The organism is Leuconostoc sp. LN180020, assembly GCF_014844115.1.
GTDB classification, from domain to species: Bacteria; Bacillota; Bacilli; order Lactobacillales; family Lactobacillaceae; genus Leuconostoc; species Leuconostoc citreum.
This window is the reverse complement of record NZ_CP039736.1, coordinates 936,518-951,793: the sequence shown is the minus strand read 5'-3', so window position 1 is coordinate 951,793 and position 15,276 is coordinate 936,518. Positions and strand designations below refer to the sequence as shown.

18 protein-coding genes and 1 riboswitch are annotated in these 15,276 nt (G+C 39.5%); of the genes, 5 read left to right on the top strand and 13 right to left on the bottom strand.

From position 1 onward, the window contains the following. Position 1: 1 nt before the first annotated feature. The 7 genes from rnmV to FAZ25_RS04985 all read right to left on the bottom strand — a co-directional run bounded on the left by rnmV (position 2) and on the right by FAZ25_RS04985 (position 4,257). On the bottom strand, positions 2-565 hold the full coding sequence (rnmV, locus tag FAZ25_RS05015) for a ribonuclease M5 (RefSeq protein ID WP_004904804.1): 564 nt from the start codon (positions 563-565) through the stop codon (positions 2-4). Beyond that, positions 558-1,355 (bottom strand): TatD family hydrolase, encoded by a 798-nt coding sequence (locus FAZ25_RS05010; RefSeq protein ID WP_004902576.1) that lies wholly within the window; start codon positions 1,353-1,355, stop codon positions 558-560. Before FAZ25_RS05010 ends, rnmV begins: the two co-directional genes overlap by 8 nt. Before the next feature lie 168 nt (positions 1,356-1,523). Beyond that, complete coding sequence (gene nusB, locus FAZ25_RS05005; RefSeq protein WP_004902577.1) at positions 1,524-1,946, bottom strand: transcription antitermination factor NusB; 423 nt, start codon at positions 1,944-1,946, stop codon at positions 1,524-1,526. Next, positions 1,946-2,407: an Asp23/Gls24 family envelope stress response protein gene (locus tag FAZ25_RS05000; protein ID WP_004902580.1), complete on the bottom strand. Its 462-nt coding sequence runs from the start codon at positions 2,405-2,407 to the stop codon at positions 1,946-1,948. The genes nusB and FAZ25_RS05000 overlap by 1 nt, the downstream gene beginning before the upstream one ends. A gap of 158 nt (positions 2,408-2,565) precedes the next feature. Further along, positions 2,566-3,126: an elongation factor P gene (efp, locus tag FAZ25_RS04995; RefSeq protein WP_004902581.1), complete on the bottom strand. Its 561-nt coding sequence runs from the start codon at positions 3,124-3,126 to the stop codon at positions 2,566-2,568. 96 nt (positions 3,127-3,222) lie between these two features. After that, a complete protein-coding gene (locus FAZ25_RS04990) occupies positions 3,223-3,687 on the bottom strand; it encodes a MarR family winged helix-turn-helix transcriptional regulator (protein WP_004904807.1) in 465 nt (154 codons plus the stop codon). A 15-nt stretch (positions 3,688-3,702) separates the two neighbouring features. Then, the gene (locus tag FAZ25_RS04985) at positions 3,703-4,257 is read right to left on the bottom strand and encodes a TIGR00730 family Rossman fold protein (RefSeq protein WP_004902585.1); all 555 of its coding nucleotides are present in this window, start codon (positions 4,255-4,257) and stop codon (positions 3,703-3,705) included. A gap of 151 nt (positions 4,258-4,408) precedes the next feature. On the opposite strand from FAZ25_RS04985, the gene FAZ25_RS04980 reads away from it, so the two are divergent. The 4 genes from FAZ25_RS04980 to FAZ25_RS04965 all read left to right on the top strand — a co-directional run bounded on the left by FAZ25_RS04980 (position 4,409) and on the right by FAZ25_RS04965 (position 8,986). Then, positions 4,409-4,621, top strand: a complete 213-nt coding sequence (locus FAZ25_RS04980) for a DNA-directed RNA polymerase subunit epsilon (protein WP_004902587.1) — start codon at positions 4,409-4,411, stop codon at positions 4,619-4,621. 3 nt (positions 4,622-4,624) lie between these two features. Beyond that, complete coding sequence (gene rnjA / locus FAZ25_RS04975; RefSeq protein WP_004902588.1) at positions 4,625-6,307, top strand: ribonuclease J1; 1,683 nt, start codon at positions 4,625-4,627, stop codon at positions 6,305-6,307. Between the two features lie 167 nt (positions 6,308-6,474). Next, a complete protein-coding gene (ppcA, locus tag FAZ25_RS04970) occupies positions 6,475-7,992 on the top strand; it encodes a phosphoenolpyruvate carboxylase (RefSeq protein WP_004904811.1) in 1,518 nt (505 codons plus the stop codon). 64 nt (positions 7,993-8,056) lie between these two features. Beyond that, complete coding sequence (locus FAZ25_RS04965; RefSeq protein ID WP_004904814.1) at positions 8,057-8,986, top strand: diacylglycerol kinase family protein; 930 nt, start codon at positions 8,057-8,059, stop codon at positions 8,984-8,986. A 36-nt stretch (positions 8,987-9,022) separates the two neighbouring features. Here FAZ25_RS04965 and FAZ25_RS04960 read toward each other — a convergent pair whose 3' ends face one another. After that, positions 9,023-9,961 (bottom strand): ADP-ribosylglycohydrolase family protein, encoded by a 939-nt coding sequence (locus tag FAZ25_RS04960; RefSeq protein WP_004902595.1) that lies wholly within the window; start codon positions 9,959-9,961, stop codon positions 9,023-9,025. Positions 9,962-9,994: 33 nt separating this feature from the next. Beyond that, positions 9,995-11,152 (bottom strand): methionine adenosyltransferase, encoded by a 1,158-nt coding sequence (gene metK / locus FAZ25_RS04955; protein WP_004902599.1) that lies wholly within the window; start codon positions 11,150-11,152, stop codon positions 9,995-9,997. Between the two features lie 97 nt (positions 11,153-11,249). Next, a riboswitch (SAM riboswitch) is annotated at positions 11,250-11,353 on the bottom strand. Between the two features lie 110 nt (positions 11,354-11,463). Here metK and FAZ25_RS04950 point away from each other — a divergent pair. Beyond that, positions 11,464-12,282, top strand: a complete 819-nt coding sequence (locus FAZ25_RS04950) for a hypothetical protein (RefSeq protein WP_004902602.1) — start codon at positions 11,464-11,466, stop codon at positions 12,280-12,282. Between the two features lie 30 nt (positions 12,283-12,312). Here the strand turns inward: FAZ25_RS04950 and FAZ25_RS04945 are convergent, their stop codons facing one another. The 4 genes from FAZ25_RS04945 to FAZ25_RS04930 all read right to left on the bottom strand — a co-directional run bounded on the left by FAZ25_RS04945 (position 12,313) and on the right by FAZ25_RS04930 (position 15,254). Next, on the bottom strand, positions 12,313-12,915 hold the full coding sequence (locus FAZ25_RS04945; protein WP_004906626.1) for a DUF1054 family protein: 603 nt from the start codon (positions 12,913-12,915) through the stop codon (positions 12,313-12,315). Beyond that, on the bottom strand, positions 12,905-13,771 hold the full coding sequence (locus tag FAZ25_RS04940; RefSeq protein WP_004902606.1) for a YihY/virulence factor BrkB family protein: 867 nt from the start codon (positions 13,769-13,771) through the stop codon (positions 12,905-12,907). Before FAZ25_RS04940 ends, FAZ25_RS04945 begins: the two co-directional genes overlap by 11 nt. Positions 13,772-13,833: 62 nt before the next feature. Beyond that, on the bottom strand, positions 13,834-14,535 hold the full coding sequence (locus tag FAZ25_RS04935) for a VIT family protein (RefSeq protein WP_036058469.1): 702 nt from the start codon (positions 14,533-14,535) through the stop codon (positions 13,834-13,836). Between the two features lie 44 nt (positions 14,536-14,579). After that, positions 14,580-15,254: a VIT family protein gene (locus tag FAZ25_RS04930; protein WP_004902611.1), complete on the bottom strand. Its 675-nt coding sequence runs from the start codon at positions 15,252-15,254 to the stop codon at positions 14,580-14,582. Positions 15,255-15,276 lie beyond the last annotated feature (22 nt).

Genomic DNA, 15,276 nt, shown 5'->3' with positions numbered 1-15,276 from the left:
ACTATGTTTCCTTTTTTAGTGCTGTCAAAATTTGATCTCGCGTTAAACCAAATTGTTGGGCACGTTTTAATAGTTGTTTGCCGTTAGTGTAACCGATGTTTAATGTTTCGCCGATTTTTTGGCGCAACTGACGTGCATTCGGCCCATTCAGTAAACCATTTTCCTGTAAAAAATATTGCGTAATATCAGTTGTAACGGTTTTTTTTGGTGTCATCACACGAGACAATGCCATTCTCAATGTGTCAGGTGTTGCGTGCTCGACACCGAGTGATTTGTGCACATTGTCCTTTGCTGCACGACCTTGTGCTTGTGTTATATAAGCATGTTTAGCAGTTGGCACAGCTTCAGCAACAAGACGCCGAATGCGCTGACCATTAAAATCAGGATCGGTTAAAATGATAACGCCTCTTGTTTTAGCGGCTACTTGTGCACGGATTATGGCATCAGCATTAATAGCACTGCCACCAGTTTCTATTGTGTCTGCTAAAACAGCACGTGCCAAATTTTCCGTATCAGAACGACCCTCAACCACAATAAATTCATTGATTTTCGGCTTATCACTCATGGTTTAAAAATAGACGATGCGCGTTTGTTCGTGTTATTTCTGATAACGCCTTAGGCGTGACAGCTAAAGTTTCGGCTAAGGAATCGATAACATATTTCACAAGTGCAGGTTCATTGTCTTTACCACGAAATGGCGTTGGCGCTAAGTAAGGGGCATCTGTTTCGACTAAAATACGGTCAAGTGGGACAGCTCGCGCCGCGTCACGAACCTCTTCTGCCTTTTTAAAAGTGACCACTCCACTAAAGGAAATATGCATGCCTAAGTCAACAAATGCTAAAGCCTGCTCTGGTGTCCCAGAAAAGCTGTGCATAACACCTTTAGTGACACCACTTGCCTTCACTATATCGTAAACGTCATTGAAGGCATCGCGATTATGAATAATCACTGGTAAGTCATATTTTTTAGCTAAAGCGAGATGTGTCTGGAAAGCTTTTTTTTGTATCTCGCGTGATGGTGTATCCCAATAATAATCCAGACCAGTTTCTCCAACGCCAACTACTTTTTCTTGTTCAAGTTGATGCGACAATAACAATGCTGCAGCTTCATCAAAATCAGCCGTATCTTCGGGTTGAAAACCTAGTACAGCATAAATATTATCATGCGCTTGTGCAATTTCTAATGCACGCTCGTTACCCGTGGCATCATAGCCAACAATATTCATTTCCATGACGCGAAACTCATTAGCACGACCAATATACGCTGGAACGTCGTGATATAATTTGTCATCATTGAGATGTGTATGCGTATCGTAACTATCAGCTGGTGTTTTTGTTAAATCATAAATTGCCATATTCTATATGTATCTAGCACTATCATTTGGCACAACCGAAGTTTGTGCCACACGTGTTTTAAATACCTGATCCTCCGTTTTTACTCGCTTTTTCTTATCAGAGATAAGATTGGCATCAGTTTGTTATCAGTATATCATAATAAAAAAAGCCGCTAGGCGCCTTTTCAATCAATCTTTAGTGTCTGTTGCTTCTACTTTAGGTGCAAAATTTTTCAGAACGCCATTAACAAATTTACGATCATCTTCATCAGCAAACGTCTTTGCTAAAATCAGTGCCTCATCAATTGCTACTTTATATGGTACAAGTTGTTGACTCAATTCATAGATAGCCAATCTCAAAATAACTAAATCAGCTTTATTAATACGTGCAATTGCCCAACCAGCCGCTAAATGTTCTGAAATTTGTGCATCTAAATCTATTTTATTACCCAAAATACCATTAACCAAACGTGGTAGGTAATCATCAAAATCTTTACCCTCTAAAACAATATCATATAAACGATCAATATTATTATTTTGTGGGTCCTTTTCCAGCGCAAATAGAATCTGGAAAGCGGCTTGTCGCGATTCGTGTCGTGTTAAATTAGCCATTAATCGGGCACCTCTGATGTGACAACGTCACCAAACAAATTGTCAGGATCAATCTTACTTGATAATTTCTCGGGAACAATGCCACTGACATGAACGTTTGTCTGCACAATCAGTAAATCAGTCATTGATGAAATTTGCGAACGAATAGCATTTTGAATTGCCAATGCAACCTTAGGTACAGCCACGCCATATTGCAAAAAGACATAGGCGTCAATGATTAAGCCATCCTCAGATTGTGTTAATTCAACCCCTTTACCGCGTCCATTAGAACCAAAAGCGCCTGTGAAGTGATCTGATAATTTACCACGCATTGAGTAGACCCCTGGCACTTCTTGTGTTGCGATCTGTGCAATAATCTCAATAACTTCAGGTGTGACTTGCGTTGTGCCCTCAACTGGACTTTCAGTCGCTAACACAATATTTTTTGTTGTCTGTTTACTTCGTTTTATTTCTCTGGCCATGATTTAATCCTCGAAAATATTTCCTAAAATAAAAAGTTCCGCTGGGGAACTTTTTCAAACGTGTTCCCTGTCATGCCGATTATCAACATAAAAATCCTGGTGCGTTTAAGCTGTTCCACGATAATCATTCTCTCAAATGGCATAAGTTCACACTTTAATTAAGCGCGGCCCTTGTATGAACCGTCTTCTGTATTAACAATGATTGTTTCACCTTCGTTAATAAAGTCCGGTACAGTAATCGTTGCGCCTGTCTCAACAGTCGCTGGCTTACCTGATCCTGTCGCTGTTGCACCTTTAATACCTGGTTGTGTTTCAACAACTTTTAGAGAAACGGTTGAAGGCAATTCAGCACCTAAGATTTCGTTACCGTACATCGTAACCTTAACTTCCATACCTTCAAGCAAAAACTTCAAGGCAGCTGCAATCTTATCATCTGGCAAATTAACTTGTTCATAAGTTTCGACATCCATGAACACACGGCCATCATTTTCAGCAAATAAATATGACATTGGACGCGTTGTGATGTCAGCTTGTTCAAACTTATCACCAGGACGGAATGTCACTTCATTCACAGCACCAGTACGGAGGTTCTTTAATTTTGAACGAACAAAAGCACCACCCTTACCAGGCTTAACGTGTTGGAAATCCAAAACACGCCAAATTGAGTTAGAGTACTCAATTGTCAATCCATTTTTCAAATCATTCATGCCAATAGCCATGATTAGTATCCTCTTTTATAAATAATATGTTTATTATAACAGAAATTAACTGTCTCTGCAGTAGTCAAACAAGATAAAATTGTACCACAAAAAACCTTATTTCTCAATATTTTTATGCGCTAATTCCGGTTTAACAATTAGGTCTTCTAATCGGTGTAAATGCGCCAACAAACTTTTACCTTCTTCTAAACCATAAATGCCGAGCCATTTATTGAAACGACTGCTAACTTTTTCGGTAATGGTTGTCTCAACCACTACGCCTGTCTCAGTAAGATGTAACAACACTCGCCGACGGTCTTTGTCGTCTGTTACTTGCTGTAAATATTCTTTTTCAAAGAGTGGCTTTAGTTGACGCGCGACCGCGCCCTTGGTAACACCACGTTCGGCAGCAATTTCTGTCAAAGTCAATGGTGTGCGACTGTGTGCCACGGCCGACATAATTAACCACTGTTCAAAAGAAATGCCATAGGCACTCGTTGGCTGTGAAATCAATTTTTCTAAATTTTTAAGCGATGACATATAGACGCCAATAAATTCGGCCATCATATCAGATTGTGCCATATTTCCTCCGTGCTATTATCTGTCAGATTCATTAATAAGATAAGTTAAGGCTGACTCGACAGTATCCGCAAGGTAGATTTTATCTAAATCATTTTGCGTCACAAAACCACTGGACACACTCGTCATCAGCCAATGCCACAAACTATCATAAAAACCATTTGTATTCAGTAATACCAGTGGCTTATGGTGTAGCCCAATTTTTTCCCAACTAATCACTTGTGCAATCTCTTCTAATGTACCAAATCCGCCTGGTAGCGCAATAAAGGCATCGGCATAGGCCATTAATAGACGCTTACGCTCGTCCATATCTGCAACTTCAATGAGTTTCGTCACACTATCAATAGCTATCGCTTCCTCAGCCAAGTTATTCGGTGAGATACCTACAACTTCGCCACCTTCAGCCATGGCAGACCTTGCAGCAATCCCCATTAGACCATCTCGACCACCACCGTAAATCATTTTGAGACGCCGTTGAGCAATCGTTTGACCTAATTGTTTTGCCATCGTGATATAGCTCGATTGATTACCGAGTTGTGACCCCATGAATACTGTAATTGCTTGCACTGTCATTGAATTATTCCTTTATATCAATTTATCAATATTAGGACCAATAAGCAAGGAATATGTCGACAAGTTTCCCGTTTTCAAATGCTATGTGGTACACTATAATATAGGTTTTCGTTCGTGACAAATTAAAATTAAAACACTATTTGGAGGCATTATGATTTACAAAGTTTATTACCAAGAACACCCTGAGCGCAATCCCAAACGGGAAACGACACTTTCACTTTACCTAACAGCTGAAAGTTTACCACAAGCACGTGAAATAATTGAAGAAAACACTGACTATAACGTTGAATTTATTGAAGAGTTGTCAGATAAGGCCGTCACTTATGAGAAGGCCAACCCTAACTTCAAGATGACAACATTCTAACCTATGACATATTCTGTAGATATCAAACCTAACGAAGTCGCAGTTTATGCGCTAGGTGGTTTAGGCGAGATTGGTAAGAATACTTATGGTATTGAATATCAAGATGAAATTATCGTCGTTGACGCGGGTATTAAGTTCCCCGAAGACGAATTACTTGGTATTGACTATGTTATTCCCGACTATACTTATTTAGTCGACAATATCGATCGCGTCAAAGCACTTGTCATTACTCACGGACACGAAGACCATATTGGTGCTATCGCCTACTTTTTGCAAGCTGTTAATGTGCCAGTTTATGCCGGCCCATTAGCCATGGCTTTAATCAAGAACAAACTTGAAGAAAAGCAAATGTTAAACCGTGTTGAACTACACGAAATTACGGATGGCACTGTTCTAGAATTTGATCAACTGAATGTTGAATTTTTCCGAACAACCCATTCCATTCCTGATGTGTTTGGTGTTGCTGTACACACCCCTGTTGGCACTATCGTCGAAACTGGTGATTTCAAATTTGACCTGACGCCAACAACAAAGCAGCCACCTAACCTTTGGTCAATGGCGCGTCTTGGTGAAAAAGGCGTGTTACTAATGATGAGTGACTCGACCAACGCAGAGCGACCAGAGTGGACGAAATCTGAAGCTTGGGTTGCAAAATCTGTTAATCGCATATTTGACAAGTTGGAACATGGTCGCATTATATTTGCAACTTTTGCTTCTAATATGAACCGTGTTCGCATGGCAACTGATGCAGCAATTGCTCATGGGCGTAAAATAGCTGTTTTCGGCCGTTCAATGGAATCTGCCGTCACAAACGGTCGTGCCCTTGGTTACTTGAACATCCCTGATAACATGTTGGTTGAACAATCAGAAATCAAACATATACCTGATGATGAATTATTAATACTATCTACTGGATCACAGGGCGAACCAATGGCCGCTCTAGCACGTATTGCTGAAGGTACACACAAGCAAATTCGTTTGAAGCCAAAAGATAATGTTATTTTCTCATCTTCCCCAATACCAGGAAATACCGCTTCGGTCAATGCTGTCATCAATAAGCTTGAAGAAGGCGGTGCCAATGTTATATATGGTAAAGTCAATAACATTCATACTTCTGGTCATGGCGGTCAAGAAGAACAGAAATTGATGTTAGCATTAATGAAGCCAAAGTACTTTATGCCAGTTCACGGTGAATACCGTATGCTAAAAGTCCATGCTTCTTTGGCACATGAGTTAGATATTCCAAAAGACCATACTTTCATCCTAGAAAATGGTGATGTCTTGGCTTTGGATGGCGAAAACGCTCGTGTTGCAGGTCATTTTCCTGGTGACGATACTTATATTGACGGCTCAGGTATTGGTGATATCGGTTCTGTTGTACTACATGATCGTCAAAAGTTATCCCAAGACGGCTTAGTGGTGGTCACAGCGACAATTGATTTAAAAAAGAAAGAAATTCTATCTGGACCGGATATTTTGTCACGTGGCTTTGTTTATATGCGTGAATCGGGCGAACTCATTAATGAAGGTCGCCGCATTATTTTTGGTACAATGCGTCGTATCATGAATAATTCAAATGCCAGTGAAGCAGATATTCGACAAGCTGTCATTGATGACTTATCTAGATTCCTTTATAAAGAAACTGCACGCAAGCCAATGATTCTGCCAATGTTAATTATGATTTAAACCAAGCACCCATCTATTGGGTGCTTTTTTAATATAAACAAATCCACTGTATATTCCGAACATTTTGAATAAAAACAATCATGTTTTCTAATAAATCTGGACATTCTTATTTTTAATCAAGTCATAGTATGCTAGAATGATATAAGTATCAATTAAAGGAGCCCCCAATGACAGAAAGAAAAATCCCAACAATTATGGGTACACAACATCCAGATAACGCTAATGCACCATTCTGGGATTCTTCTCAACAACCTTTTATCAGCGCTTACCGTGAAATGAATGAAGCTTTTGAAAATTTCAGTGAGCTAAACGTTGATGAATACATGTGGGATTGGGAAGGCAAGCACGCTGATGCGGCTGTCATTGACCGTTTGTTTAGCACCGAATACGATTACTTTAAAACAAATCAAATTGGTAGAGATAAATTTCTCACTTTCCGATTTCCTAACATCTGGGAAGAAAAAGGCTATAATTTAATGCAGGCCATGACCGCAATTCTCAGTTCAGAGGATTTTGCACATGACTTAGGCTTTGCACAACGACCATTATTTGAAACAATTTTACCAATGGCGCAACGTGCGGATCAATTAATAGAAATGCAAGTGCTTTTTGAAAAGCTGGCTAACTTTAAATCAGTTGAATTTACAAGATCAGATAAAAATACACCATACATCGAAATGATTCCATTATTTGAAGATTTCGATACACAACTGCATGCACCTGAAATTCTAAAAGAATACCTTCAGCTCCATGAGAAGCACTTTGGTTTCCGTCCTAAGTATCTTCGTGTCTTCCTAGCTGGTTCTGATTCAGCATTAACGGCTGGTTTCATGAGTTCAATCACAGGAAACAAATTGGCCATTGCACGTCTGCATGAATTTGCGCGCGAAGAAAATATAGAAATTTATCCAATTTCTGGTACAGGATCTGCTATTTTCCGTGGTGGCTTGTCACCAAAGCGTATTGACCGCTACATTAAAGAATTCCCAGGTGTGAGAACAGCGACTGTCCAATCGGCTTTTCGCTATGATTTTCCCATCGAGGACGTTCAAAGTGCCATCAGTGAATTGAAAGCAAAATTACCGGTCGTAGAACCATTGCAGATCTCAGCCGAAGATCAAACGATTTTGGCCGAGGTTGCTGAAGAATCCGCGGCCTTCTACGCTCATACGTTAGATCAGCTGGTGCCTGATATGCAACCAATCTTTAAGGCCTTTCCTAAGCGTCGTGACCGTCGCCAACACGTGGGTGTTCTAGGCTATTCTCGGTCAGTTGACGGTATCGAATTACCTCGTGCGATTAACTTTACTGGCGCCTTTTATTCCATCGGTGTCCCACCAGAATTTATTGGTTTCGGTCGTGCATTAGAAAACTTAAACGCCGATCATCTATCCGCACTTGTACGTAATTATCCTAGCATGAAAAAAGATTTCCAAGAACTATCACATTATGTCAATCTCGATGCACTTGAAGTGCTTAAAACTCAAAGTCCTGCTTGGGCTGAGGTTGAACGTGATATTATGATTCTAAAAGCTATTTTTAACCTTGAAGTTGGCCCACAAACCAGAGAAGAACAACAACACGCAGAAATAGCGCTACAAGTCGTTCAAATCAAAGATGGTGCCCCAATTGCTGTCACAGCATTAATTAATCGTATGGCACAACTTCGTCATTTCTTAGGTTAACTGGCATAGCCCTAATGGGCTTTTTTTGTTACAATAAAACTAGTTTTATTGAAAGACAAGGACAATGCCTAATTTTTATGTGATTCATAATCCGCATGCTGGCAACGGTGAACATACAGCGGTAACTAACAATATACGCAATATGCCTAATGTCATCGAATGGTTTGATACAGAGTATCCGGATCATGCTATTTATTTAGCCAAGAATTTGGCTAAAACATTGGTTGATGCGGAAGCTGTGGTGCTGGTTATCGGTGGCGATGGTACCCTTAACGAAACACTTAATGGTCTATTACAAATACAACGACACCAATACTTGCCTATTGCTTATATTCCTACCGGTACAGGCAATGATTTCGCTCGTGCTTGTCATATTGGTTCATCAGATGAAGTCATTAACCGTTTACAACAAATTGTTAAGCCCAAAATGATTAATGTTGGCAAAATCATCGGTGAAGCGCCGCACCAAACAACACAATATTTTATTAATAACATGGGTATGGGCTTTGATGCCGCAGTCGTTACTCAAACTAATCACTCAAAATGGAAAACATACTTTAACAAATTGCATTTTGGCGCAATGAGTTATGCTTTTACTGCCTTTTCTACTTTCTTTAATCAAAATAGCTTTCCGGTAACAATTACAAATGGTGAGGAATATTATCATCTACATCAAGTATTTTTAGCAACCATTGTCAACCAACCTTATTTTGGTGGTGGTTTGGCTATTCTGCCACAAGCTGATCTGTTTGAAGAACAGTTAGACATGATTGTTGTTGAAAAAATGTCTTTTATTCACTTTTTAACATTATTTATAGGCTTGAAAAAGGATGGTCGTCATTTAAAAGACCAAAAAGTACACCATTTTACACTACAAAAAGGTGCACAAATACACGTGCATGATATCCAACCAGGTCAATTAGATGGTGAAGAGCTTGGTAATGGTAGTTTTATTTTTACAACAACCCTGCAAACCTACCCATTTTGGATTTAACTAAAAAAGATGCTCATGTTATCGTGAACATCTTTTTTAATTAAATCGTCCTAACCGTTCTGCCTGACTAGCAACGCCAACAATCAATTTTCGTGAAACGAGATATTGACTGGCTTGTAATATTAATTCTTCCTGATAAACAATCGCAGCAATAGCACTGACAATCGTTGGCACAACACTATTTGCATGCCCATGTAGGAACGCGTTGTGCATCGCTTCGGTATAACTGTCACTATTTAACAACGACCAAATGACTGCCTCTAGTGTACTAGCACTGCGACCATCAAGTGTCATATTACTTACCGGAATATTAGCAAAGTCCGGCAAATTCAACTCTTCAAAAGCGCTTAATTCAGAAGCAAACACTTTGTGTCTTGAGTAATATTCAAAACCAAAAGCAAGCCCATTTTCAACTGCATCGCGAATAGATTGTTTTTCTAATAATTGACTCACAATCAAACTTAACATACCAACACTGACCAATGCGCCCTCATCATTATGTGTCAATCCAGCAATGCGATGCAACGTCAGCATAGCCATTTCATCATTAATAAATGAGACCCCATATTCATGATGAAGATAGAGCGCCACTGGTAGCATTCTCACCAGAATGTCTTCGCTATCAGCTGTGTCCTCAAAAACACCTGAAGACAGGGTATCGCGATTTTTAATATAATTATCCATCGCTTTTTTGGTAATCACGTCGACATGCTGGATCGTTTTTTCAGGCGCGAACTGCCGTTTTCTGTACCAATTTTGAAAATGGTTCATGACATCGGCTAACTGATAACCTCTTGATAAGCTAGCGACCGTCGTCAAAGCTAAACTTGTTTGGGCACCCCATCTTAGGTCCTGCTGAAAATTCATCGGCTGTTGTAGCAATGCTTCTTGCTGACTATTAGACAATTGCGTCATGCTCTCGCCAATTGCTACACCGAACATTAAAAATTGAATTGTTGACTGCTTTTTAAACATATCCTATTCTAACATATTCCAGCGGGTAAAAAATTAGAGGCGAGCCTTGATTTCATCGACACGGTCTAGTGCTTCCCAAGGTAAATCAATATCGGTACGACCAAAATGACCAAATGCTGCTGTTTGCTTATAGATTGGACGTCGTAAATTAAGTTGGTTAATAATTGCCAATGGTCGGAAATCAAAAAGTTCTGCCGTAATATCGCGGATTTTAGCTTCGTCAATTTTGGCTGTGCCAAATGTATCAATATTCAATGATACTGGTTGGGCAACACCAATAGCGTACGCAATTTGAAGCTCGAGTTTATCAGCAACGCCTGCTGCCACAAGGTTTTTTGCAACATAGCGAGCAAAGTAAGCTGCTGAGCGATCTACTTTCGTGGCATCTTTTCCAGAGAACGCACCACCACCGTGATGTGCTGCACCACCGTACGTATCTACAATAATTTTACGTCCCGTTAAACCAGAATCTGCTTGCGGTCCACCGAGCACAAAGCGACCAGATGGATTAATATAGTAAATTGTCTTATCATCAACTAATTCTTGTGGCAATACTTGGTCAATAACTAATTCACGTACATCTTTTCTTAATTGTTCAAGAGAAACATTTTCATCATGTTGTGTGGATAATACAACAGCCGCAATGCGTGTAATATGATCTTGATCATCCAATTCAACACTGACTTCTGCCTTAGCATCTGGACGCAAGTAACCAACTATGCCCGCTTCACGCACATCACGAATTTTACGCATCAAACGGTGTGATAAGGCTAATGTGAGTGGCAAATAACTATCAGTTTCATTTGTCGCATAGCCAAACACCATGCCTTGATCACCTGCTCCTAATTGTTCTGGGTCATCATCAGCATTGTCGACTGCTTGCGCAATATCGCCTGATTGTTCAACAATTTTGTTAGATACATTAACAGAATCAGCGGTGAATCCTAATTCTGCATGATTATAACCAATTTCACGAATGGTTTCAGTCGCAATTTGCCGAACATTGACATAGGCAGATGTCGATAATTCACCAAAAATTGATACATCGCCTGTTGAAGTTGTCACTTCAATTGCTGCACGTGCATTAGGATCTTGTGCTAAAACAGCATCTAAAATCGCATCCGCTATTTGATCGGCTATTTTATCTGGATGCCCCGCAGATACTGATTCTGATGTAAAATACTTTGTCATGATAAAAACATGACCTCCTTCAAAATTCAAATTAAAAAGCTACTGGCCGCAAATTAAAAGCGCGTCCCAATGATAAGTCGGGACGCGCTTAACGTGACGACTATCTGTACAGATGGACCACCGTGACACAATATGCGTTGACATATTTGCCGGTTGGTGCAGGGTCATAGTGCTGTATCACTCACCTGCTCTTGATAGCTGTTTTAAATTGTATATTCAGAATAGCAAAGGTTGCGTAAAAAAGCAAATCGTAACATAAATATCACAAACTCGTACCATCAAAACTTACGGTTTAAGGTACAATATTACTTATGGATAGTCAATATGAACAAATGCATCAGCTCCCAGATGGTCGCGTGATACCACGACGCGCCACAACCAATCCGCAAGAGCGCCGTAGTTACGAAAACTTTACGCCTGCTGGTTTTTTTGATTGGCGCCGATGGATGCCACTTGTCGTGATTGTGGTTAGTCTCAATATTGTTTGGTGGCGACAACCGTTATTACATACGCAGGCTTTGTCAGCTGCTACTGTGAGTTGGCAAATTATGCCACTATTTGGCTATACTTTAGTACTATCAATCGCCGTAACTCTATTAATCACGCAAAATTTTCGTAGTCTATTAAGTTACCTTTTTCTAGGTATCAGTTTATTGTTTACTTTTAGTTCCCTCATTCAGACGCGGCATGAAGTTTTCATACTACTATTACTCCTAAGCGCCTTTTTCATTGCCATTCAACAAAGTTGGCTAGGGTTACAAAATATTTTAGGTTTGATTTTACTGAGTGTTTTATCAACATTTACTATACCCATTGCTATATTTTACGTCACCAATAATTTCTTGACACAGCGTTTTATTTGGCAACTGTTACCCTTGTTTTTTGCCTTTTTATTTTATTTCACCCCAATTATGATGCCTAATCCTGATGGTCGCAAACTTAGTATTCTAACGCTTGGATTGTTTTGGGTGACATTATTTAGTCATGCTGTTAACTTTGGCACGTTATTTATTATCATATTTAGCTTATTTGCTTTTGTTTTACAGTTTGTTAAAGCAAAAATTGGTAACTGGCAGCATATGGGTTACGTTTTAATGTTAGCCTTATCAACTTTGCTGATCTATCATTAAAAAAAGTGTCTGTTCATAACAGACACTTTTTTATTTGATTATTTCATATATAGCACGCAGTGCTTTAAAAGTCGCCATAATATGATTCGTATCCTCAAACGATAATGTTTCATAGTCAGATTTCATAATCTGCAAACCGATCAATACCTCACTATGTTTCGTCTCAGCAAACTTTTGAACGGCCAAATCATAATGCGTTAACGTCAACGGCTCTGTCTTATTAACCATATGATCCTGGCTTAAGGTAAAAGTGGCCGGTAATCGTGCCACAAGTTCCCGTGCCTTTGTCATTTGCGCTACAATTTTTTGGGTTGATACTGGTTTCATATTTTCTTCTACAGCTAAATAAATATACACATGATCATCCCACATTCCCACTTCATAATGTGGCATCATTTTGTAGCCACGCTTATTTGGCGCGAAAGCAACCCAAGTATTTTCAGGCGGATTAGTAGTTCGTCGCAAATGTTTCGCAATGTGTGCGTACCACGCTTGGCCGTCTTCCGATAAGAGCGGTAAAATTACCTTGGCTAATTGTTCAAATTTGGGGTCGATAACTGATCGAATACCTTGCATACGACCATCTAATGTTTGTTCATCAAAAACCTTAAAATCTTCCTGTTTAAAGATCACTAGCACTCTCCTCCAATTGTGTCGTATCAGCCTGCTGATTAATCATATTGAACCATTGAATCAACACATAACCTAATACCAATATGGTACCAATCAGGTTCAGCCAAATTAACAACACAATAATAGACCCTATTGATTGATAAAAGTTGTACTGCTTGATACCCACTTGTGCATACCATGTGAAACCGACATTAAGTAGATTTAACATGATTAATTCAATAAAGCTACCAAGAGCGACCCATTTAATTGGTGCGCGTCCCATTTTTGTCGGTAAAAAATAATTTAACATGACAAGTAGCAAAAACATGCCGAGCCATATAAACCATTTCGAGCCACTAATAATTATATTTTGCACCTGACTACCGGGAATATAGCGAACGACAATTGCTAGAATGTTACTACCAATCATCAAGACACCAAATGCCGCTATAATTAAAAGTAGCCAAAGAAATGACCAAACGCGCGTTAAGAGCCCACTGATATGTTCTTCAACATCGGCAATGCGATTGAACGACATGCGAAAGACTGCAAGCACCTGTGACACCGTCCATAACGTGAATGGTACCGAAAAAGATAAAAGTGTCAAATGCGTTGACGAAAGGACAGATCTCAATATTGGCAACACAATAGCTTGAATATTTTGTGGTAATATACTTGAGACAACCGCTATCATGTCTTTTTGATTGACGTTGGTAATAGAAATAAGCATAACAACAGACATAATCGTTGGAAATATAGTCAACAAAGCGTAATAAGCAAACGTTGGCCCAACATAACCTATCTGAGCACGATCAAAAAGATCTTTCAAAACTGCCAAATGGTAACGCTTATAAATGATATCGAATTGTTTTTTCATTTGGTTTAGCATAACTCTATTATGCCAAATATCAATCAATATTTATACTAAAAAAACTATTTTTAGAATAACTTACCAATACCGTAGTGAATAGCAATCGTAAGCAACCCAATGATAATATTACGAATGACAGCACGCTTAACTAGGCCATTAGATAGCTTAGCGCTTAACAGGCCAGTAAGTGCTACCGCAACAGCTGTCGCAGCAATTGTCGCAATAAATTGATATCGTGCTGGTGACAATATTAATGCAGCCAATGGAAACACACCACCGATAGCTGCACTAAATAATGACGCCCAAGCTGCAGACCATGGGTTCATGTAATGTCCAAGCTTGATATCATACTTAATGCTCAACATTGTTTCTAATGGCTTTTTTGTCAATAATTCGTCTGCGATCGCCTTTGCTGTTGACCGTGTCACACCACGGTCAACGTAAAAATTCTCTACAGTCAGATGTTGTCCACTAAAATCACTTTTTAATAATGCTTCTTCTTGTGCCACAACTACTTTTTCACTATCGGATTGTGAACTAACAGAAGCATACTCCCCTGAAGCCATCGATAGCGCACAAGCCATTAAATCGGCAAGACCGGCGATAAAGATTGCAAAATTATTCGTTGTCGCAGCTGCAACCGAAAATAGTACACCAACAACCGTTAAAATGCCATCATTAGATCCTAAAACACCGGCACGAATAGCATTGAGCTTTTCATCCATCGTTGCTTGTTCTTTTGTCGCTTTTTCTTTTTTAAATATATCCATTGGTTTTATTGTGCCTAAAAACATAATAGCTTAGCACACCCCTTTCATCTAAATAACGAGCCGATGACATAAGTTACAATCATCGTAAATACACCGGCAATAATGTTTCGCATCACAGCTTTTTGTTTGTTGGCCCCATTTAAAGCGGCTGCTGCATAACCTGTTAAGGCCAAAGCAATGACTACGGCAATAAAGGTAGCAATTTCGCGCATACTTCTTGGCATCACAGAAATGGCTAACATCGGTAAAATAGAACCAATTGGAAAACTAATCAGGGATGCCAATGCCGCACCCCCAGCACTCAATTCGTGATCAAGTGAAAAGCCATATCGTTCACGTACAGTGGTTGTTAGTGGATCTTTGCTCATCATTTCTTCGGCAGCCTGATGTGCTAAATGTGACGAAATGCCTTCTGCCACATATTTATCTTTAACAAATGTAAATTCAGTATCATATTGTGATTTTAGTGCTTCGGTCTGTACACGCCGAACTTTTTCCTGGGCATCATGCTGCGAACTAACTGAGACATATTCCCCCATCGCCATTGATACTGTACCAGCTAACATACCAGCAAAACCCGCCAGCAAAATAGTTCCTGTGTTACTTGTAGCCCCAGCCACCCCCAAAACAATACCTGAAACTGATAAAATGCCATCATTGGCACCCATAACGCCTGCACGAATTAAGTTATTGCGTTGCATTAAACTTTGCTTATCCATCATTTCCCTCTTTAGAATTATT

Bases quoted from the DNA above. Each gene is read 5' to 3' on its own strand.
- FAZ25_RS04965 (WP_004904814.1), top strand. From the start codon at position 8,057: ATGCCTAATTTTTATGTGATTCATAATCCGCATGCTGGCAACGGTGAA.
- nusB (WP_004902577.1), bottom strand. From the start codon at position 1,946: ATGGCTAATTTAACACGACACGAATCGCGACAAGCCGCTTTCCAGATT.
- FAZ25_RS04980 (WP_004902587.1), top strand. From the start codon at position 4,409: ATGATTTACAAAGTTTATTACCAAGAACACCCTGAGCGCAATCCCAAA.
- FAZ25_RS04950 (WP_004902602.1), top strand. From the start codon at position 11,464: ATGGATAGTCAATATGAACAAATGCATCAGCTCCCAGATGGTCGCGTG.
- FAZ25_RS04930 (WP_004902611.1), bottom strand. From the start codon at position 15,254: ATGGATAAGCAAAGTTTAATGCAACGCAATAACTTAATTCGTGCAGGC.
- ppcA (WP_004904811.1), top strand. From the start codon at position 6,475: ATGACAGAAAGAAAAATCCCAACAATTATGGGTACACAACATCCAGAT.
- FAZ25_RS04985 (WP_004902585.1), bottom strand. From the start codon at position 4,257: ATGACAGTGCAAGCAATTACAGTATTCATGGGGTCACAACTCGGTAAT.
- FAZ25_RS04990 (WP_004904807.1), bottom strand. From the start codon at position 3,687: ATGGCACAATCTGATATGATGGCCGAATTTATTGGCGTCTATATGTCA.
- FAZ25_RS04960 (WP_004902595.1), bottom strand. From the start codon at position 9,961: ATGTTTAAAAAGCAGTCAACAATTCAATTTTTAATGTTCGGTGTAGCA.
- efp (WP_004902581.1), bottom strand. From the start codon at position 3,126: ATGGCTATTGGCATGAATGATTTGAAAAATGGATTGACAATTGAGTAC.
- rnjA (WP_004902588.1), top strand. From the start codon at position 4,625: ATGACATATTCTGTAGATATCAAACCTAACGAAGTCGCAGTTTATGCG.
- FAZ25_RS05000 (WP_004902580.1), bottom strand. From the start codon at position 2,407: ATGGCCAGAGAAATAAAACGAAGTAAACAGACAACAAAAAATATTGTG.
- FAZ25_RS05010 (WP_004902576.1), bottom strand. From the start codon at position 1,355: ATGGCAATTTATGATTTAACAAAAACACCAGCTGATAGTTACGATACG.
- rnmV (WP_004904804.1), bottom strand. From the start codon at position 565: ATGAGTGATAAGCCGAAAATCAATGAATTTATTGTGGTTGAGGGTCGT.
- FAZ25_RS04935 (WP_036058469.1), bottom strand. From the start codon at position 14,535: ATGGATATATTTAAAAAAGAAAAAGCGACAAAAGAACAAGCAACGATG.
- FAZ25_RS04940 (WP_004902606.1), bottom strand. From the start codon at position 13,771: ATGAAAAAACAATTCGATATCATTTATAAGCGTTACCATTTGGCAGTT.
- metK (WP_004902599.1), bottom strand. From the start codon at position 11,152: ATGACAAAGTATTTTACATCAGAATCAGTATCTGCGGGGCATCCAGAT.